We start from the raw sequence: 21,523 nt of genomic DNA, 5'->3' as shown, positions 1-21,523 counted from the left end.
TCCTTAACTAAGGGCTTAGCTTTTTTATTCATCATATTTATTTAACAAAAAAGAAAGACTACCTTTATGATATGCACCCAAAATATTGGACATATTAATTAAGCTACTAATTGAGACTTAGTTCTATATTCTACGGGACTAAGTCCTTTTAGTTTTATCTTTATCCGTTTTGTATTATAATATTTTATATAAGATTTTAACTCTTTTATAAAATCTTCAACGGATTTGAATTTTTTTAAATAGAACAATTCGCTTTTTAATAAACCAAAGAAATTTTCTATTACGGCATTATCTAAGCAATTTCCTTTTCGGCTCATGCTTTGGATAATGCCTTTTTCTTTTAATAACTCCTGATATCTTTTATTCTGATACTGCCATCCTTGGTCTGAATGTAGAATTATTCCTTTCGTTTCTTTTATCTTTCTTGTTGCATCTTCTACCATATCTAATACTTGCTTTAGTATTGGTCTTTTCGATATTTTATAACTTATTATTTCTCCGTTATATAAATCTATTATTGGTGATAAGTATATTTTTTCATTACATAATGCAAATTCTGTTACATCCGTTGCCCATTTTTCGTTTGGTTTTGATGCTTTGAAATTTCTATTTAATATATTTTTAGCTATTTTCCCTTCTTGCCCTCTATAAGATTTATATTTCTTTGCTCTTACTTTACATGTTAAATTTTCTTCTTTCATTAATCTCATAACTACTTTATGATTGACTTTTATTCCTTGTTTATGCAGTTGCAAAGTTACTCTTCTATATCCATATCTTCCATGATTTTTATTACAAATATTATGAATTAATGTTTTTAATCCTTTATATTTGTCTTCTTTTGATAATTTTTTTAATGCATCATAATATGTGCTTTTAGCTAATTTTGTATAGTTTAATAGGGCTTTTAGAGTATATTTTTTCCTTAATTTAGCAATTACTAAAACTAGTGTCTTCCTTCCTTTTCCCATTGCTTCATTAAGGCATGCCACTTTTTTAATAGGTCATTTTCCATCCTTAATTGATAAACTTCTTGTTCCAATTTTTCAACATAAGAAAGTTCTTTTTTAGGTTTGTTAACTTTGTTTTTAGATTTTTTCATAGATGGTCTACCTCGTTTCTTAGAAACTAAGCCAGAAAATCCATAAGAGCTATACAATTTTTCCCATGTAGAAATTGTACCAGTATTAGGAATGGAAAATTTGGCTGCTGTTTGATTTAATGATAAATGATGTAGCCATTTATATTCAATAACTTTTTGCTTAAAGATAGGAGTATATTTACGATTTTTATGAAGAAGTTGTGAAATGCCATCATGTTCATAATGAGATATCCATCTACAAAGAGAAGCTGTATTTGGCATGTTTAGAATTTTAGATACATGAGAAATAGAATCTCCTTTTAAAACCATTTTAATTGCTTTAACTTTAAATTCATTTGAGTATTTAGTCATAAAAAAGCTGCACCTCCAAAAGTTGTTTTTTTGTCCAACTTTTGGGGTGCAGTTCACATTTTAGTAATTATTGTAGGTCTTTTTTATATTTAATTAAAAATAAATAAGTATTCTTTATCTTTTCATCATATTTTGAAAGCGTTGTTTTGATTCTAATACTTTCAAAGATGCAGTATATACCTGTGTCAAGATTTTTTCATCAATGCCTCTAAATTGCATATCGCTACCTAAATCAACACATACTTTGCCTTCATTATCAATAAGATATCTCTGTGGCATACAGTAAAATCTACCATCATTAGTAAACATATATAGACAAAGAGTACTTACAACATTTTGCATATTTTCACCCTGGCGAAGTTCTGCTAAAAACTTTTTATCAGTATAACGGTCTTCTGCCGAAACAACGACATAATATCTCCCATCCTTTTTAACAGCTTCTACTGTATCTGGATATATATACATAATGCCATAATCACTATTTCCAATTCTTTGCTCTGTAGCTGCCTCTGCTACATTATTTGAACCAACTCCATATGTCATACCACAGACTCCCATCAATAAACCCATTACTATAAGAATATATTTTTTCATAATTTATCTTATTCACTCTGTTGTTGTGTATTTATAGGTTGTACAGCAACATTAACGAGTTTTTGGTCTTTATCAAATACAAAAATTAATTGAGCTTGTTTATTGCTGTCAAAAGTAACATTATATGCAACTATATCATTTTGTTCTTGACGCTGATAAATATAAAATTTATCTTCTGTTAATGTACCAAATGTATTTTTTATATTTCTCTGTAAGCCACTGTAATTAGCTTCTTTAAACTGATTTTTCAATCCATCAGAAAAATTACGACTTAAAACATCATATGCTGGTACTTTTTCCCCTTTAAACGCGTCTATAAAGAGCTGTGCCGTTTTTTGTTCACTACTTAAGTCACTACTATCTGATGCATTACAAATGCTTCCAAAAGCCATCATCATAGTTGCTACCAATATACATATAATCTTTTTCATTTTAATCACCTTTACTCTATTTTTAAATATTAAAGCATAAGCGGCAAATATTAATTTGCCGCCTATTACTTATTAGATTAAATTTTTAATCAAGCTTGTGCTTGTTCTGCGCTTTCTTCAACCGGTACAATTGGTTCGCCTTTTGCTTCTCTTTCAGCTAAGAGTTTAGCATGTCTTTCTGCTTGTTCTTTTACTTCAGCGCGTTTTGCTGCCTGTTTAATTTCTTCAGCTTTAGCGAGAATACGTTCTTCTTCGTCTTTAGCTTTTTCTTCAGCAGTTTTACGACCAATTCTCCAAGTAGCACCGATACCGCCCATTACTTCATCGCCGGAAGTAGAGATACTTGCACTGAGCATGAAGTCTTGGTTTGGATAATGGAAGATACCAAGAGCAATACCTGTTTCGCTCTTATACTGACCAACGCCAACAGCAACTTCAGTTGGAGCTTCTGGGTCATATCCCATAGTTCTGAGGTTTGCGATAGCTGCAGCCATAGCACCTACTTTATCAATACGTTCTTCAACATCGCCTAAACGACTTTCAACGTTATCAATACGATTGCTTAAAATCATATCATTAGCATAGCTAGTATTTGCAACATCTTGAACTGCATGGTCAAGAGCAACGTCTGCATCAACCATAGTTTCAGAATCAGTGATATATTCAGTAGTTGCATTGCCATCTTTATCAGCATCTTTATAAGCATCTTTAAGATCTTCTTTGCTTGTAGCACCGATAGTATCTTTAACAGTTCCGATATCATTTTTACTTGCAATGCCACTTACAGTTACAGAGCTTGTTCCTTTGTTATATTTGTCTTGACTTGTAATTGTTAAAGTACCAGTTTCTCCATCAAATTTAGTACCATCCTGAACAACGCCACTATCTGTAAGTTTGCCATCTAAAGCTACTGTACCGCCGTCTTTTTGCGTTAAGGAAATTGTACCGTCATCTTTAATAGTACCACCAGTTACAGTGTTATTAGCTGCATCTGTTGCTGTACCACTGATATTTTCAATCTTGTTATCAAGTTTACCAATAGCAGTAGTTACGCTATCGCCATTTATAAGTTTATCGCCAGTTACTTTGTCATAGTTAAGATCACCAACATTAGTTTTCAAACTATCAAGTTCAGTTTTACTTGCAACGTCGCCAATAGTTACAGTACTACTATTACCTTTTTCATCAGAAACAATTAAGTTTACATTACCTTCAGCATTTGGTTTATATACACCGTTAGAACCTTCTGCTGTATTAGCAACAAGATGTTTATCACTATTAGAAATAGAGCCACCAGCTTCAACAGCTTTATTAATAGTATCTTTGAGGTAATCAACGTTTACAGCTTCACTACCATCAGTACCAGAAGCATATGCTACATTAGTAATACTTGTACCACCTGTAGGTGTTCCATTACCAGCTCTAGAAGCTCCATAAGGTGCACCTGCTAAAGCAATATGACTATAATCAATAGTACCATCTACATTAACATCATAAGCAGCTACTGCACTATATAAATCATTTAACTGAGATTCTGTTGCAGCTCTACTTGTTACAGTTGCACTTCCATCATTTGCTGCTAAAGTAGCTACTGGTGTAGGTGGTTTCCATTCTGTATTTTCTAAGCCAGTGATTGTTGCCTTATTATTACCATCATCATCAATTTCAGCATTAATTCTAATACCATTATCAGTGAAGCCTTCACCTTCAATAGTAGCACCAATAAGCACTGCACCGTCATCACGAAGAGCTAATGGGATATCACGAGTTGCACCATCTACAGTTTCAAATGGATTATCCTTCTCTGCTTCATTATGATAACGAGAGAATACAGTATAAGATTTTCCATTTTCTTTATTATAATAAGAAGACATTTGTGCTACAGCATCGCCAACATCATTTAAGCTATACTGTGTATTATTACCATAAATATCAGTAGTATAAGTTTTAAAATCTTTAGCCCATGCTGAACCTTTTGCTGTTACACCAAATATACCATGACCTTGGGTATCTGTTGCAAAGAGCATAAATCCACCATTTTCTTTTATGAATTCTGCACCACTACTGTTTTCTTCTTTATATGAATCTGGAACATATCCCTCTGGAGCAGTAGTATTGATTGTAAAGCTTCTTTCACCTTCAGTATTACCAGCTTTTGGATTACCTAAAGTAATATCATCATCCAATGTTACTTGATAATTTGTTCCACCATTTTCATTTACTGATGATTTTACTGTTAAGTTATCATCGCCAGATACTGTAGTATGTTGTTTAGCAGCTTCAGTTGCCACTGCACTAACTGCTTGTTGTAATTGACCTTGAGTTGCAGCGGTACCCTGAAGCTCTTCACTATTTGCTACTTGTGTTGCAAGTTCATCATCCCAAGTAGTATTAGAAAGACCTTTAACTGTATCTGTTGTAATAATATCACCATTAATATTTGTAGTTTCACCAGTATTTGTATTAGTAAATGTTGCTCCATTAAATCTATCTACAGTTACTGCACTTCCATTAGCATTTAATGTAATTCCTTCATTAGATATTGCTACACCATTTCCACTAGCATTTAAAGCTACACTATCATCATTCATCATAATAGCTGAACCATTACTATTCACAGCATTTATATTACCAGTTTCAGCGTCTACATTAAATTTATCACTTACTGATAAGCTACCATCTTGTCCTACTACAAATTTATCAGTACCTACACTCAATGCTGGATCATCAGCTTTTGGAGCACCATTGATCTTAATTTGGTTTTCTCCTTCACCTGCTGTGATATTAGCACCATTTATATTTGTAGACTCTGTTGTATTAGTATTAGTAAATGTTGCTCCATTAAATCTATCTACAGTTACTGCACTTCCATTAGTATTTAATGTAATTCCTTCATCAGATATTGCTACACCATTTCCACTAGCATTTAAAGCTACACTATCATCATTCATCATAATAGCAGAACCACTATTATTTATAGCATTTACATTACCAGTTTCAGCATCTACATTAAATGAACTATTCTTTCCATTTATTTCTAAATCGCCATCTGGTCTAACGCTAAATGTACCTGTTGCATTACCAGTAGAAAGACCACCATCTTTATAGAATTTTAATTTGCCATCGCCTACAGCTAAATATGGACCATCAACATTTGTTATATCGATGCCACCAATGCTTATAGAACCATTTCCTTTATCTTCTACAGCAAATATAGATTCTTCTTTAGATGTATCACTAGATTTTATATCAACAATTGTATTATTTCCTTCTTCTGGATCTCCATTGATATAAACTCTATTGTTTAGATTAATATTGTCATTTAATGATACTTCAACTTCACCACTATCTTCATTTGCACTTACAGTTATATTTTTACCACTAGCAAAATTCAATGTTGGACGAGTTTCTGGATTTACATTAATCTTATTACCAGCATCATCTGTTGCAGTCCATCCAGCAGTTACTTTATCAGATACCATTTGTAACTGACCTTCTGTTGCTGCTCTACTTATATCATTAGTACTGCCATCCCAAGTAGTATTAGAAAGTCCTGTAATATCTTTATCCGTTATTACTACTTTATCACCAACAGATACACTGCTTCCTGCATAAACATTACCACCATTAATAGTTGTTGTAGCACTCATATCATTGAAGTCAGTTGTTGCCATAATTGTACCGTTTGTTCCGCTTAATGTAACCCTATTATTCTTGGTATCTTCAGCTTCACCTTCACCATTTAATACAATATCATTGTTCAACGATACATCAATTGAGCCGGTATCTTTATTTGCTGCTACTGTAACATTTTCATCACCAGAGAAGTTCAACGTATTATCTGTTGGATTTACAGTAATTTGGTTACCGTTATTATCTGTTGCAATCCAGCCTGCATTTACATTGTCGGATACAGTTTTTAACTGACCTTCTGTTGCTGCTCTGCTTACATTATCAGTTGTACCATCCCAAGTAGTATTGGACAATCCAGTAATATCTTTATCCGTTATTACTACTTTATCACCGACAGATACACTGCTTCCTGCATAAACATTACCACCATTAATAGTTGTTGTAGCACTCATATCATTGAAGTCAGTTGTTGCCATAATTGTACCGTTTGTTCCGCTTAATGTAACCCTATTATTCTTGGTATCTTCAGCTTCACCTTCACCATTTAATACAATATCATTGTTCAACGATACATCAATTGAGCCGGTATCTTTATTTGCTGCTACTGTAACATTTTCATCACCAGAGAAGTTCAACGTATTATCATCTGGATTTACAGTGATTTGGTTTCCGTTATTATCCGTTGCAATCCAGCCTGCATTTACATTGTCGGATACAGCTTTTAACTGACCTTCTGTTGCTGCTCTGCTTACATCATCAGTTGTACCATCCCAAGTAGTATTGGACAATCCAGTAATATCTTTATCCGTTATTACTACTTTATCACCAACAGATACACTGCTTCCTGCATAAACATTACCACCATTAATAGTTGTTGTAGCACTCATATCATTGAAGTCAGTTGTTGCCATAATTGTACCGTTTGTTCCGCTTAATGTAACCCTATTATTCTTGGTATCTTCAGCTTCACCTTCACCATTTAATACAATATCATTGTTCAACGATACATCAATTGAGCCGGTATCTTTATTTGCTGCTACTGTAACATTTTCATCACCAGAGAAGTTCAACGTATTATCTGTTGGATTTACAGTAATTTGGTTACCGTTATTATCTGTTGCAATCCAGCCTGCATTTACATTGTCGGATACAGTTTTTAACTGACCTTCTGTTGCTGCTCTGCTTACATTATCAGTTGTACCATCCCAAGTAGTATTGGACAATCCAGTAATATCTTTATCCGTTATTACTACTTTATCACCGACAGATACACTGCTTCCTGCATAAACATTACCACCATTAATAGTTGTTGTAGCACTCATATCATTGAAGTCAGTTGTTGCCATAATTGTACCGTTTGTTCCGCTTAATGTAACCCTATTATTCTTGGTATCTTCAGCTTCACCTTCACCATTTAATACAATATCATTGTTCAACGATACATCAATTGAGCCGGTATCTTTATTTGCTGCTACTGTAACATTTTCATCACCAGAGAAGTTCAACGTATTATCATCTGGATTTACAGTGATTTGGTTTCCGTTATTATCCGTTGCAATCCAGCCTGCATTTACATTGTCGGATACAGCTTTTAACTGACCTTCTGTTGCTGCTCTGCTTACATCATCAGTTGTACCATCCCAAGTAGTATTGGACAATCCAGTAATATCTTTATCCGTTATTACTACTTTATCACCAACAGATACACTGCTTCCTGCATAAACATTACCACCATTAATAGTTGTTGTAGCACTCATATCATTGAAGTCAGTTGTTGCCATAATTGTACCGTTTGTTCCGCTTAATGTAACCCTATTATTCTTGGTATCTTCAGCTTCACCTTCACCATTTAATACAATATCATTGTTCAACGATACATCAATTGAGCCGGTATCTTTATTTGCTGCTACTGTAACATTTTCATCACCAGAGAAGTTCAACGTATTATCTGTTGGATTTACAGTAATTTGGTTACCGTTATTATCTGTTGCAATCCAGCCTGCATTTACATTATCGGATACAGTTTTTAACTGACCTTCTGTTGCTGCTCTGCTTACATTATCAGTTGTACCATCCCAAGTAGTATTGGACAATCCAGTAATATCTTTATCCGTTATTACTACTTTATCACCAACAGATACACTGCTTCCTGCATAAACATTACCACCATTAATAGTTGTTGTAGCACTCATATCATTGAAGTCAGTTGTTGCCATAATTGTACCGTTTGTTCCGCTTAATGTAACCCTATTATTCTTGGTATCTTCAGCTTCACCTTCACCATTTAATACAATATCATTGTTCAACGATACATCAATTGAGCCGGTATCTTTATTTGCTGCTACTGTAACATTTTCATCACTAGAGAAGTTCAACGTATTATCTGTTGGATTTACAGTAATTTGGTTACCGTTATTATCTGTTGCAATCCAGCCTGCATTTACATTGTCGGATACAGTTTTTAACTGACCTTCTGTTGCTGCTCTGCTTACATTATCCGTTGTTCCATCCCAATTAGTATTGGACAATCCGGTGATATCTTCATTGGTCATAACAACTTTATCACCAACGGATACACTATTTCCTACATAAACGTTACCACCGTTGATTGTTGTTGTTGCGCTCATGTCATTGAAATCAGTCGTTGCCATGATAGTACCATTTGAACCGCTTAATTCAACTCTATTATCCTGTGTTTCAAGTTTGTCATCTTCACTCTGTAACGTAATATCTGGATTTAGTTTTAAATCATATACCGTTTGACCATTTGTACCTTCACTTTGTTTTAACAACAAATTGCCATCTAAATGACCTTGTTCGTCATGCGTATATGTGCCGTCATCTGGTGCAGCTACTCCACCGTTAACCGTTATTTCGGTATGTTTTCCAGCCTGCTGCTGAACTTTATAAAGCTGACTACCGTTTATTGCATCTGTAGATGTAGCATCTACTGTACCAGCTGCTACGTTTATAAGTTTAACAGCTTCATGACCTTCGCCACCGAGTGTTACAGTAGTTTTACCTTCATCATCATACAGAACAGCATTCGTATCTTCTACATCTAAGTCTTTTAAATCAGCAGAAATCTTAATACCGTTGCCATCTTCATTTTTAGTGATAGATACATTATCACCGGAATCAATACTTATCCAATTATTACCTGGTTTTACATTTTTAACTTCTTTACCGTTTGAATACAACGACCAGCCTGCATCTACTTTAGTATTGGTTTCAAATAACTGGCTACCGTTTACAGCATCGGTAGATGTTTCAGTTAATGCACCAGCCGCTACATTGGTAAGTTTAACAGCTTCATGACCTGTGCCGCCGAGAGTTACGGAAGTTTTGCCTTCATTATCATACAGAACAGCATTTGTATCTTCTACATCTAAGTCTTTTAAATCAGCAGAAATCTTAATACCGTTGCCATCTTCATTTTTAGTGATAGATACATTATCACCGGAATCAATACTTATCCAATTATTACCTGGTTTTACATTTTTAACTTCTTTACCGTTTGAATACAACGACCAGCCTGCATCTACTTTATCAGCTGTCGCTTTTATAGCAGTATCTAAGTCACCAGCAGCTACAGTTAAACTATCTCCATCATTGATATAGTTATTAGAACTATAATTTGTGTCTCCTACTTTACTATCTACACTACTTAATTTTGTTGCACTTGCTACATCTTTAAGTATTGCTTTATTTTCATCTGTATCTTTTATTTCATACGTATTTTCATATCCGTCTTCAGATGTTGTTGGTGTTATTTCTCCACCTACTAATGTTGTATCTTTTGCATTAATTCCATTTTCATCTATTGTTACATTAGTTCCTGCTTTTGCTACAACTTTTCCATCTTCTATGCCAAGGCCTTTTCCTGTATCAACACTTATTACTTTATTATTTATATTGATACCATCGCCTTCTGTATATGTTGCATTACCACTTACATAACTTTCTAATTGACCATAATTTACTGCATCATTTTTATCTGTGCCATTAGCTACATTTGTTATTTTTTGACCTTGTGCATTAATTCCATTTGAACTTACATATGTTTTTCCTCCAACTGCAAGTCCTGTTGAACTAATTGTTGTTCCTCCAGCATTTACACTTCCTGTAGCTGTTACACTTTCAACTTCAAGTGTTGGATCTAATTTTACATTAATTGTACTGCTTGCTTTATCTGCTGTTACATTAATATTATTATCTCCAGCAAAATTTAATGTAGGTACTACACCATCTTCTGTTGGTTTTACATCAATACTAGTTTCACCAGCTGTTGCTTTCCAGCCTGCATCTACTTTATTAGCTGTTGTTTTTATAGCAGTATCTAAATCACTAGCAGCTTCAGTTAAACTATCTCCATCATTGATATAGTTATTAGAACTATAATTTGTGTCTCCTACTTTACTATCTACACTACTTAATTTTGTTGCACTTGCTACATCTTTAAGTATTGCTTTATTTTCATCTGTATCTTTTATTTCATACGTATTTTCATATCCGTCTTCAGATGTTGTTGGTGTTATTTCTCCACCTACTAATGTTGTATCTTTTGCATTAATTCCATTTTCATCTATTGTTACATTAGTTCCTGCTTTTGCTACAACTTTTCCATCTTCTATGCCAAGGCCTTTTCCTGTATCAACACTTATTACTTTATTATTTATATTGATACCATCGCCTTCTGTATATGTTGCATTACCACTTACATAACTTTCTAATTGACCATAATTTACTGCATCATTTTTATCTGTGCCATTAGCTACATTTGTTATTTTTTGACCTTGTGCATTAATTCCATTTGAACTTACATATGTTTTTCCTCCAACTGCAAGTCCTGTTGAACTAATTGTTGTTCCTCCAGCATTTACACTTCCTGTAGCTGTTACACTTTCAACTTCAAGTGTTGGATCTAATTTTACATTAATTGTACTGCTTGCTTTATCTGCTGTTACACTAATATTATTATCTCCAGCAAAATTTAATGTAGGTACTACACCATCTTCTGTTGGTTTTACATCAATACTAGTTTCACCAGCTGTTGCTTTCCAGCCTGCATCTACTTTATTAGCTGTTGTTTTTATAGCAGTATCTAAATCACTAGCAGCTTCAGTTAAACTATCTCCATCATTGATATAGTTATTAGAACTATAATTTGTGTCTCCTACTTTACTATCTACACTACTTAATTTTGTTGCACTTGCTACATCTTTAAGTATTGCTTTATTTTCATCTGTATCTTTTATTTCATACGTATTTTCATATCCGTCTTCAGATGTTGTTGGTGTTATTTCTCCACCTACTAATGTTGTATCTTTTGCATTAATTCCATTTTCATCTATTGTTACATTAGTTCCTGCTTTTGCTACAACTTTTCCATCTTCTATGCCAAGGCCTTTTCCTGTATCAACACTTATTACTTTATTATTTATATTGATACCATCGCCTTCTGTATATGTTGCATTACCACTTACATAACTTTCTAATTGACCATAATTTACTGCATCATTTTTATCTGTGCCATTAGCTACATTTGTTATTTTTTGACCTTGTGCATTAATTCCATTTGAACTTACATATGTTTTTCCTCCAACTGCAAGTCCTGTTGAACTAATTGTTGTTCCTCCAGCATTTACACTTCCTGTAGCTGTTACACTTTCAACTTCAAGTGTTGGATCTAATTTTACATTAATTGTACTGCTTGCTTTATCTGCTGTTACACTAATATTATTATCTCCAGCAAAATTTAATGTAGGTACTACACCATCTTCTGTTGGTTTTACATCAATACTAGTTTCACCAGCTGTTGCTTTCCAGCCTGCATCTACTTTATTAGCTGTTGTTTTTATAGCAGTATCTAAATCACTAGCAGCTTCAGTTAAACTATCTCCATCATTGATATAGTTATTAGAACTATAATTTGTATCTCCTACTTTACTATCTACACTACTTAATTTTGTTGCACTTGCTACATCTTTAAGTATTGCTTTATTTTCATCTGTATCTTTTATTTCATACGTATTTTCATATCCGTCTTCAGATGTTGTTGGTGTTATTTCTCCACCTACTAATGTTGTATCTTTTGCATTAATTCCATTTTCATCTATTGTTACATTAGTTCCTGCTTTTGCTACAACTTTTCCATCTTCTATGCCAAGACCATTTCCTGTAACAACTGATATTTTATTTTTATCATTTTCATCAATTCCAATAGCCACGACGTTCTAAATTAATAGTACCGCCTTTACCATCTTGATAAGTACCACCTTGTCCAGCTGTATTGCCATCTAATTTTATTTCTTGAACAATATCACCATTTACATGGTCAATATTAGTCTGCAAACCTGTAACAATTTTATCATGGTCACCTATAGTCATATTAGACATAGACATATTAGGATCATTTATTTTCGTTCCCCAATAGCTATAATAATTGCCATTAACGCTATCTACACCAGTCATTAAAACTTCATTATGAAGACCATAGACATTTCCTGTATAAACACTGTTATTGCTATTAAAAAATGCACCTAATTTACCATCTATTACATATAAATTATCAGTAGATACTGTTATTCCTGTTGCAGTCCTATATGTGCCATCAGATTGTCGAAATACTTGCCTAAAATAATTTCCCATACCTGAAATATTTTCTTTATTACCAACATCTTTCCAGCCACTATTATTATCATTAATATAATAATTATATCTTGATTTTACTTCTGTTCCACCACTATTGACAGCTCCACCATAAATACCAGCAGATACATCTACTAATGCCCCAGAATTAGTTTGACGATGTTCATTTTCTGCTAACACAACTTCACTTGAAGATATTAAACCCGCATCATCTGCATCAGGACTTTTTTGGCTATCTATAATAAAACTACCATCTTCAGGAGCTATTACATCTCCTGATTGATTATATGCTGTAAATCTACTTCCTTCTTCAATAGTAATCGTATAACCTTCACGTACCCAATAATTTTTGCCACCAACATTTACAAAAGTATAATTATGCGTATTACCTTGAGCATCTGCAAATGTTCTAGTGTCACCTTCTTTATAATAATGCCAACCATTTTGATAATACCTATCGTTTTGACTATCTGGATCAACTGCTACAGCTATATATTGACCTGGTTTTGTTATAGCTCCTGCTCCTGCTGCAAATACTGAATTTGGCACTGCACCAAAAACACCAAAAGCTGCTATAGCACCACATACTACAAGTGCAGCAATGCGACTGCGAATGCTATTTCTAGATGTCCTACTCTGTTTTCCGTTACTATGGGCAAGTTCTGAAACAACAACGTATTGATGTTTTACCTTACTCCATATGACTTTATAAATCTTATTCATAAGTTTACCCTCCCTTGAGTAAAATCCTTCACTGTTTTTTCTTGCGATTTGATTTGAAGATATTATTAAAATTATCTTCATCGTAATTTTTACTTGCTAGCACTTACGTAAATACAATTACGGTTATATTTAAAATACCTTCAAAGGTCTTGGTTCCCATTTAATAATATTTTATAGCATCCCACCCCTAAAAAGTGTCAGATATCTCATAACTATTATTAATTGTTACAGTTGTAGCTTTTAATTTATTATTTTTTACTACAAAGGTTAAACTAGAAATGCATTAAAATATAAAAATCATTATAATACCAAATGCTCTAGTATTGCCTATCTGATAACAATGGTTAGCATCCCACCCCTAAAAAGGTGCTAAATATCTTATAACTACTACTGTTATTAATCCTTTGTACATTGTAATTTCTAGTTTATTATTATCTTATTTTAAAGATTAAACTATCAATGCACTAACTACCATAATGCTACATATACTTTAACATCACTTATTTAATAATATTTGGTCTTTATCCGTCCCACCCCTAAAAAGTGGTAAATATACCCTAATTACTATCTTAACTGTTATAATTATATGCAACATCAAGTAGCTATTTTTTCTTTATTGCACAAGTCAAATTGACTCACTATGCACTAAAAATTTAAAACCACTACAATAAGTGCAGCAATACATCTGCAAATACTATTTTCAGATGTTCTACTTTGTTCTTGTTGCTATGAACAAAAAACAAGTTTTACAGTGACATATTGACACTTTTCTTACTCCAGACGACCTTATATTGTGAATTTGTCCTCCTTTTGAATAAAAAGTTTTACTATTTTGACTTTAATCCAGCTCACAAATTTAGGTCATCTGCTTTATATCATCAAAATGACTGTCTTTGCCAAATAGTAAAAATTTTAGACTAAAACATTGTCTATTATAAAGCTATTCTATCTGAATAACTTATTTTCCTGCTTTAAATAAGTAATTTATGTAAGTACTGCATATAACTAATAAATCTATAAATCCAAATAGACAATTATTAAGTCCTATTAATTTTTATGAGCTAATTTTATCACGAAATAGCCCTTTTTGCAAATGTTCCCCAAAATTTTCTACTTCTAAGAAAAAATTTTCTATTATCCAGAAAACACTTGATAAATAAGGATTGTAGCAAATATAAAAATTACAAATTTCATAAAAATCATAAGAAATTCATATAAAATTTTCTATTTTGTTAAATAAACTCTATATAAAATTTTAAGAAATAATATATTTTTTTCTCATTTATAACAATAAATTTAGAAATTCAACTAATTATATAAACTTATTTATATAAAAAAATATTATTTAATATTAAAATCCTTGATATTACTAGCATTGTCAATAATAATATTAGGATTAATAGTCCTTATTTTTTAATTATTATATCAAAAATATACTAATAAATAAAAAAATAAGCATTAATATGCAATTCATTTGATTTTTTATAAAATCGCAATAAACTTTAATATACCTATAATGTTTATTAAAGGATAAATTCTGTTTCTAGCAAAATTCATCCTTTAAATTTTATTTTAACATTTATTTATTTTTGATGTGCATTATGCATCATACGTTCTTTGCTTGAGTGATTCCATATTTCTCTATGGTCTTGTCTGCATATCATCGGTACATCTGTTGAACCACCAGTTTGCACTACATCAAGAAAAAACTCTGTACCACTTACGACAACTCTATATCTTTTTGTTTGCATTAAAATCAAATCCTTCTATTAAATATATTATAGTTATTTATCAGCCACCAAACATAGCAAGCATTGTACCAGCTGCAACGGCTGTACCAATTACACCAGCAACATTTGGTCCCATAGCGTGCATTAATAAATAGTTGCTAGGATTTGCTTTTTGACCTTCAATCTGAGATACACGCGCTGCCATTGGAACGGCAGATACACCAGCTGAACCGATAAGTGGATTAATTTTGCCACCACTGAGTTTACACATGAGTTTACCAAATAATACACCTGCTGCTGTACCGCCAGCAAATGCAACTAAGCCTAAGAAGATAATTTCAATAGTCTGTAAACGTAAGAAACTATCAGCTGACATTGTAAGGCCAGTACCGAGTGCTAAGAAAATCGTTACGATATTACAAAGTGCATTCTGTGCTGTATCGGAAAGGCGGTCTGTAACGCCTGATTCACGGAATAAGTTACCGAGCATAAGCATGCCAATAAGGGAAGCAATTGGTGGTAAAAGTAAACTAATAACGATTGTACACATGATAGGGAATACAATGCGTTCAAATTTTGTAACTGTTCTAAGCTGGCCCATTTTGATAGCGCGTTCCTTTTTCGTAGTCAAAAAACGCATAATAGGTGGTTGAATGAGCGGAACGAGTGACATATATGAATATGCCGCTACTGCAATCGCACCGAGAAGGTCTGGTGCTAATTTCGTTGTAAGATAAATAGCTGTAGGGCCATCAGCACCGCCGATGATACCGATAGATGCTGCTTCATTGACATTAAAACCTAAGAGCATTGCACCGCCAAGTGCGATAAATACACCAAATTGAGCTGCTGCACCTAACATTAAGGTCTTCGGATTAGCAATCAATGGACCAAAGTCTGTCATAGCGCCAACACCGAGGAAAATAAGTGGTGGGAAAATTTCCATCTTGATACCTTCACCGATTGCCCACATCAAACCTTCATCAAAACCAGTGTTTGGAAAGTTTGCAAGTACGCAACCAAATGCTATCGGGGATAATAACAAAGGTTCATATCCTCTACCTATTGCTAAATACAATAAAATAATTCCTACTAAAATCATTATTATATTGCCAATGTTCAGTACGCTATATCCACTATCGAACCAAACGGACTGTAATGCAACTAAAAAAGCCTCCATAAACAATGCCTCCAATCATTTATGTATTTTACTTATAATTTCTTTATAGATTTGATTTCAAAATCACGGCAGCCGTAAGCCATTAAAGATGTAGTTATAACTGCTATCAGTGTTTTTTCCGCTATAACATCCGCCGCTGATTGCACCGGTTTTACCGGTTTCGGCTTTTTCGTTATTACTTTGCCCACTTTCACCGGTTTTTTGCTCTTGCTCTTGGTCGGGTCGATATAATGTATGAATTTTATAAGTAAGCCCAACACATACAAAACCGCAAAAACAATTACCATATTTATTACTGTAATTAAAATAGGATTTGGTGCATCCATATCTATGCCACCCTTCTGAAATTTGATACATTATAACTTCTTGAAAAAAAATATAAATCCTGCCAATCGCTAAAAAATTTTCAAAAAAATTTTAAATTACTGAAATATTATTACCACATTTTATTTAAACTATGCAATTCGGTTATAAAAAACAAAAACTCACCACGAAAATGCAGTGAGTTTTCTTTCAAGATTATCTATTGTGCTAATTGATTTTCTAAAGCAGTATAACACTTTATATTTAGTGAGATTAAGTGACAAAACATCAACGAATATAAAGTATTATACTGCTAGCTATAATCTCAATGCTTTACCAACACAGCAGATAATATCTCAACATATTATTATCACGGATAAAACGGCCAGAAAAACGGAATTACGATACAGCAGACAATAAGTGAAACGAACACGAGCGGTACGCCGACTTTTACGTAATCCATAAATTTAAATCTACCTGGTACGAGTATTAAGGTATTAGGCGGTGTAGCAACTGGTGTTGTAAATGCACAAGATGCTGCAATGCCGATTGCCATAAGTACAGGGTATGGCGAAGCACCAATTGAATGTGCGATGGATATACCTATAGGCGCTAGTAATGCAGCCGCTGCAGTATTAGACATAAATTGCGTGAGTCCACAAGATAATATAAACATAGCTATTACAATAATCATCGGTGATGGATTATCGCCCATAAGGTTAACCACAAAATCTGCTATGAGTTTTCCTGCACCTGATCTATCCATTGCTTCTGCGAGCGGAAGCATACCAGCAAACAAGAAAATTGTTACCCAGTCAATGCCTTGATATGCCTGTTTTTCTGTGAGGCAACCAGTCAATACGCATGCCAGTGCACCCATTACTGCCACAGTCTGCATAGGTATGCCGATTGTACTTTCCAGTGCCATGCAAATGACAACTACGATTAAGATTATTGCACAGATTATCATTTTTTTATAATCTTTTGGTATATCTGTCGTTTCTTCTTCAGTTAGTACATCAACCTTACCACTAGGACATAAATTCTTACCAATAGTGAGCATATAAATTATACCTGCAATGGATAATGGAATACCGATAAATGCAAATTCAAAAAATCCAAACGGTCTAAGACCAGTGGCATGAAGTGTAGCACTCATTAAAATATTAGGTGGTGTACCAATCATCGTGATAGTACCCCCAACATTAGCGGCTATCGCCAGTGCCATCAATTGGCGTGAAACAGGTATTTTCGCTGCTGCACAAATTTGGATTACCACTGGCATCAAACAAGCAACTGTCGCTGTGTTTGAAGAAATTGATGATAACACTACTGTTATAATCATCAAAGCTGCCATTAATTTTTTTTCATCACGACCAGCACTTTTTACTACTCTGATACCGATTTGCTGTGCTAGCCCTGTTTGGAACATAGCTGCACCGATTACAAACATACCAGCAAATAAAACTACTGTGGAATTAGATAAACCCAAAAATACTTGGGACGGTGTAAGTACACCTAAAAGCCCTAAAGCAATAGAGGCTCCTATAGCCGTGACTGCTAATGGAATTATTTCTGTTGCAAAACAAAAAGCTGCTACAGCTAGGACACATAAAGTTATTACTGCAGGATCCACGGGTTCTCCCCCTTTATTAAATTATATTCTTTCTCGAAGTTGTTTTAAGGTATTTTCTAATTTATTTTCTAATTTTATTTTTAAATCTTTTAATTCTGATGAATCGTATTCATACGTTATTTCTGGTATGCGATGTATTTTTGCTTCACCGAAGAATTCATCTCGAAATACATTGTAATAAATAATGAAATTACTTTCAGCAGCAAAATCGCAATAATCAATTATAATATACGAACCATTAATTACTTTTACAGGTTCTTTAGGATTTATAAATAATTTAAAACCGCAAATTTCCTGCGGTAACTGCTCAATATAATCCCACTGCATAATCTTTTTTTCTTTAATTATAATACTAATATGTTCTTCATTAAATGAAGATATATCCCCCAATAAAGTATCAAAACGTTCATTCAAGATTTTTTCTAATTGCTCTAAGTTGGCAGAAATATATTCTATAGCGCAAAATTCTGTAAGTCCTATTGTAACCATTAATTTATATTCTTTTGTTTCTTCATGATAATAAATCATGACTTTGCGCTTTAATTCTTCATTTTCATAGCTGTATATCTGAAAAGTATCGCCAATTTCTTGCATTAACATCTTTAATTTAAAGTTTTTTTCTACTGGCGATAATTTATTTAAATAAGTCCAAGCTGATACTTCAGCTTGGACTTTTTCTAATTGTTCTTTTTTCATTATGATTATTTACCAGTACGGCCACGTTTTGTCATTGGAACACCATCATGGCAAAGTGGGCATTCTTCTGGTTTATAAGTTGTAACATCAAGATGTAAAAGTGCATGAGCTGGTACATCTTCAAATGTAGCTTTACCGCCACTACGGTCTACAAGTAAACCTACACCTACAGGAATTGCGCCTTCTGCTTTTACTACATCGATAACTTCGCGTACAGAACCACCAGTAGTAACGATATCTTCAACGATAGCAACTCTTTCACCTGGTTTTAAGCTAAAGCCACGGCGGAATGTCATTTTTCCATCAACGCGTTCTGTGAAAATAGCTCTTGTTCCAAGTGCTTTACCAACTTCATGTGCAAGTAAAATACCGCCAGTCATTGGGCCTACTACTGTATCGATATTTTTGTCAGCGAAATATTCAGCGAGTGCTTTACAGAGTTGTTCTGTGTATTTTGGTTGCTGTAATACGTTGAATTTTTCTACATACATTGGGCTGTGAAGTCCAGAAGTCAAAAGGAAATGGCCTTCCATGATTGCATTTGTTTTAATCAATAAATCTTTTACTTCTTGTTCAGTCATAATTAAGCATTCTCCATTTCTTTTAATATATTTTCAGCAGCTTCTACTGGATTTTGAGCTGCTCTTATCGGTCTGCCTACAACAAGATGAGTAGCACCATCAGCTAAAGCTTTAGCTGGAGTTGCAATTCTGCTTTGGTCCTGAACCTCCCACGACTAAAGTCGCAGGGTTCTCGGTCAAGTATTCTAACGAATACAGTATCTCCGAGCTATCCCCATAGTTCCTACGGTTCTTGTATATGTTATTCAAGATTAAGCTATGTTTAATATTCTTAACCCTTCATCTCTAATATTTATAGCTGCATTTACATCTCTATCGTGATGTGTTTTACATTTAGGACAGTTCCAATTTCTAACATTTAAGTCTTTTACTTCAGTATTTTTATACCCACAAACATGACATAATTGGCTTGAAGGATAAAATTTATCTATTTTGACAATAACCCTGCCAAACCATTTGGCTTTATATGTTAGTTGTCTCATAAACTCTGCCCAGCTGACATCAGCTATATTTCTTGCTAATTTATGATTTTTCATCATGTTTTCAACTTGCAAATCTTCAAGACAGATTACATCGTAATTTCTGATAAGTTGACATGTCACTTGATGTAGTAAATTGCGTCTTTGATTGGCAATTCTATCATGCAATTTAGCTACTTTTACTCTAGCCTTTTCCCAATTTGAACTTCCTTTTGTTTTTCGAGAAAGCTCTCTTTGGAGTTTAGCTAATCTAGTCAATGATTTCTGCAAGTATTTAGGATTACTATATTTTACTGCATCTGAGGTTATGACAAAATCTTTTATTCCTAAATCTAAGCCGACATATTTATTCGTTTTGATGAATTCAGGTTGAGGCAGTTCTGTACAACATAGTGCAACGTAATATTTTCCACTAGGAGTCTGTGATACTGTCGCACTTAAAATCCTACCTTCTATTTGGCAATATTTATCTCTTGTTTTTATCTTACCTATTTTAGGTAATTTTATTTTATTTCCTAAAAATACAATGTTGTTATTTGTCATATTTGTTTTGTACGATTTATACCGATTCTTTTTAGATTTGAATTTTGGAAAGCCTACTTTTTGTCTATTAAAAAAGTTTTTATAAGCTGTATCTAAATTCTTTAAAGCATTTTGTAAAGAGGATTTATCTGGTTCTTTAAGCCACTTTTTTTCTTTTTTTAATTGAGTAAGCTCTTTTGAGCATTCATTATAACCTATATTTTTCTTATTTTGTTCATATGCTTTAATTCTTCTATCTAAAAAGTGATTATATATAAAACGTACACAGCCAAAAGTTTTTTGAAGTAAACTTTCTTGTGTTTTATTGGGGTATATCCTAAATTTATAAGCTTTTTCCATAATAAACACTTACGCTTTCTTCTAATTAATGAATAAATATATCCTTTACCACGTATTACTTCCATACTATCATCTAATATAATCATGACATATGTATAGCAATATAACAAGTGTTTATATATTAACTGCCTATTTTAAATAACATATACAAGAACTGTAGGTTCTGCTTTAGTCGTATTATGAGGTCTCGTTCATATAGAAACGCTACTTTCTATACAGTTCTCTTATGAACTTCCGTTACTTTCGTAACGGCACAGACTATATCTTATCCCTCAGCTTTACCTGTTAGAGTCTGTCCACTTCCTCAGTCAATAGCTTACTGAGTACTTCCCTCAAGAGGAATAGTCGTTGAACGTTCTCCTATTCGGAGCTTCGCTGCTGATTGTCCATTTTTCAACACTTAGGATTTAACCTTATGCTATATATCTGATTTTTTCTGCTTTCGCCACATTCACGTTTAACTTTATTTCATGTTTACGTTGTAGTTCAGATATCTTTAGGGCTTTCCAGCAATTCAAACAGTATTGGATAGATCTTAGTCTATCTCTACG

12 protein-coding genes and 1 pseudogene are annotated in these 21,523 nt (G+C 33.4%); all 13 read right to left on the bottom strand.

Features of this window, described 5'->3' with window-relative positions; all coding sequences use genetic code 11:
* Positions 1-98 precede the first annotated feature (98 nt).
* A protein-coding gene (locus CKV65_RS01415; RefSeq protein WP_423250140.1) for an IS3 family transposase occupies positions 99-1,453 on the bottom strand; the annotation gives its coding sequence in 2 pieces (ribosomal slippage) (positions 99-956 and positions 959-1,453; 1,353 coding nt in all).
* 114 nt (positions 1,454-1,567) lie between these two features.
* Positions 1,568-2,047: a hypothetical protein gene (locus CKV65_RS01405; protein WP_095197673.1), complete on the bottom strand. Its 480-nt coding sequence runs from the start codon at positions 2,045-2,047 to the stop codon at positions 1,568-1,570.
* An 8-nt stretch (positions 2,048-2,055) separates the two neighbouring features.
* The gene (locus CKV65_RS01400) at positions 2,056-2,478 is read right to left on the bottom strand and encodes a DUF3887 domain-containing protein (RefSeq protein ID WP_027890680.1); all 423 of its coding nucleotides are present in this window, start codon (positions 2,476-2,478) and stop codon (positions 2,056-2,058) included.
* Between the two features lie 89 nt (positions 2,479-2,567).
* On the bottom strand, positions 2,568-12,341 hold the full coding sequence (locus CKV65_RS01395) for a YadA-like family protein (RefSeq protein WP_095197672.1): 9,774 nt from the start codon (positions 12,339-12,341) through the stop codon (positions 2,568-2,570).
* On the bottom strand, positions 12,325-13,485 hold the full coding sequence (locus CKV65_RS01390; protein WP_027890648.1) for an ESPR domain-containing protein: 1,161 nt from the start codon (positions 13,483-13,485) through the stop codon (positions 12,325-12,327). Before CKV65_RS01390 ends, CKV65_RS01395 begins: the two co-directional genes overlap by 17 nt.
* 1,583 nt (positions 13,486-15,068) lie before the next feature.
* Positions 15,069-15,236 (bottom strand): hypothetical protein, encoded by a 168-nt coding sequence (locus CKV65_RS10795; RefSeq protein WP_169449332.1) that lies wholly within the window; start codon positions 15,234-15,236, stop codon positions 15,069-15,071.
* 40 nt (positions 15,237-15,276) lie between these two features.
* Positions 15,277-16,395: a sodium ion-translocating decarboxylase subunit beta gene (locus tag CKV65_RS01385; RefSeq protein WP_027890649.1), complete on the bottom strand. Its 1,119-nt coding sequence runs from the start codon at positions 16,393-16,395 to the stop codon at positions 15,277-15,279.
* Between the two features lie 32 nt (positions 16,396-16,427).
* On the bottom strand, positions 16,428-16,721 hold the full coding sequence (locus CKV65_RS01380) for an OadG family protein (RefSeq protein WP_027890650.1): 294 nt from the start codon (positions 16,719-16,721) through the stop codon (positions 16,428-16,430).
* Positions 16,722-17,068: 347 nt separating this feature from the next.
* Entirely contained in the window at positions 17,069-18,334 is a 1,266-nt protein-coding gene (locus tag CKV65_RS01375; protein ID WP_027890651.1) for an SLC13 family permease, read from the bottom strand.
* A 21-nt stretch (positions 18,335-18,355) separates the two neighbouring features.
* Positions 18,356-19,030 carry a hypothetical protein gene (locus CKV65_RS01370; protein WP_027890652.1) on the bottom strand — a complete coding sequence of 225 codons (675 nt, stop codon included), beginning with the start codon at positions 19,028-19,030 and terminating at the stop codon, positions 18,356-18,358.
* A 5-nt stretch (positions 19,031-19,035) separates the two neighbouring features.
* Positions 19,036-19,611 carry an orotate phosphoribosyltransferase gene (pyrE, locus tag CKV65_RS01365; protein ID WP_027890653.1) on the bottom strand — a complete coding sequence of 192 codons (576 nt, stop codon included), beginning with the start codon at positions 19,609-19,611 and terminating at the stop codon, positions 19,036-19,038.
* 2 nt (positions 19,612-19,613) lie between these two features.
* Positions 19,614-19,757: pseudogene (locus tag CKV65_RS10750) on the bottom strand (orotidine 5'-phosphate decarboxylase / HUMPS family protein); the annotation flags it as partial.
* Positions 19,758-19,862: 105 nt separating this feature from the next.
* Positions 19,863-20,972 (bottom strand): IS200/IS605 family element RNA-guided endonuclease TnpB, encoded by a 1,110-nt coding sequence (tnpB, locus tag CKV65_RS01360; RefSeq protein ID WP_095197715.1) that lies wholly within the window; start codon positions 20,970-20,972, stop codon positions 19,863-19,865.
* Between the last annotated feature and the right edge of the window lie 551 nt (positions 20,973-21,523).

It is taken from the genome of Megamonas hypermegale (genome assembly GCF_900187035.1).
In the GTDB taxonomy this organism is placed as follows: Bacteria; Bacillota; Negativicutes; order Selenomonadales; family Selenomonadaceae; genus Megamonas; species Megamonas hypermegale.
The sequence above is the reverse complement of the archived record's forward strand: the minus strand, read 5'-3'. Positions and strand labels throughout refer to the sequence as shown.

Coding starts and splice junctions, on each gene's coding strand:
- CKV65_RS01405 (WP_095197673.1), bottom strand. CDS start 2,047: ATGAAAAAATATATTCTTATAGTAATGGGTTTATTGATGGGAGTCTGT.
- CKV65_RS01400 (WP_027890680.1), bottom strand. CDS start 2,478: ATGAAAAAGATTATATGTATATTGGTAGCAACTATGATGATGGCTTTT.
- CKV65_RS01390 (WP_027890648.1), bottom strand. CDS start 13,485: ATGAATAAGATTTATAAAGTCATATGGAGTAAGGTAAAACATCAATAC.
- CKV65_RS10795 (WP_169449332.1), bottom strand. CDS start 15,236: ATGCAAACAAAAAGATATAGAGTTGTCGTAAGTGGTACAGAGTTTTTT.
- CKV65_RS01385 (WP_027890649.1), bottom strand. CDS start 16,395: ATGGAGGCTTTTTTAGTTGCATTACAGTCCGTTTGGTTCGATAGTGGA.
- CKV65_RS01380 (WP_027890650.1), bottom strand. CDS start 16,721: ATGGATGCACCAAATCCTATTTTAATTACAGTAATAAATATGGTAATT.
- CKV65_RS01370 (WP_027890652.1), bottom strand. CDS start 19,030: ATGAAAAAAGAACAATTAGAAAAAGTCCAAGCTGAAGTATCAGCTTGG.
- pyrE (WP_027890653.1), bottom strand. CDS start 19,611: ATGACTGAACAAGAAGTAAAAGATTTATTGATTAAAACAAATGCAATC.
- tnpB (WP_095197715.1), bottom strand. CDS start 20,972: ATGGAAAAAGCTTATAAATTTAGGATATACCCCAATAAAACACAAGAA.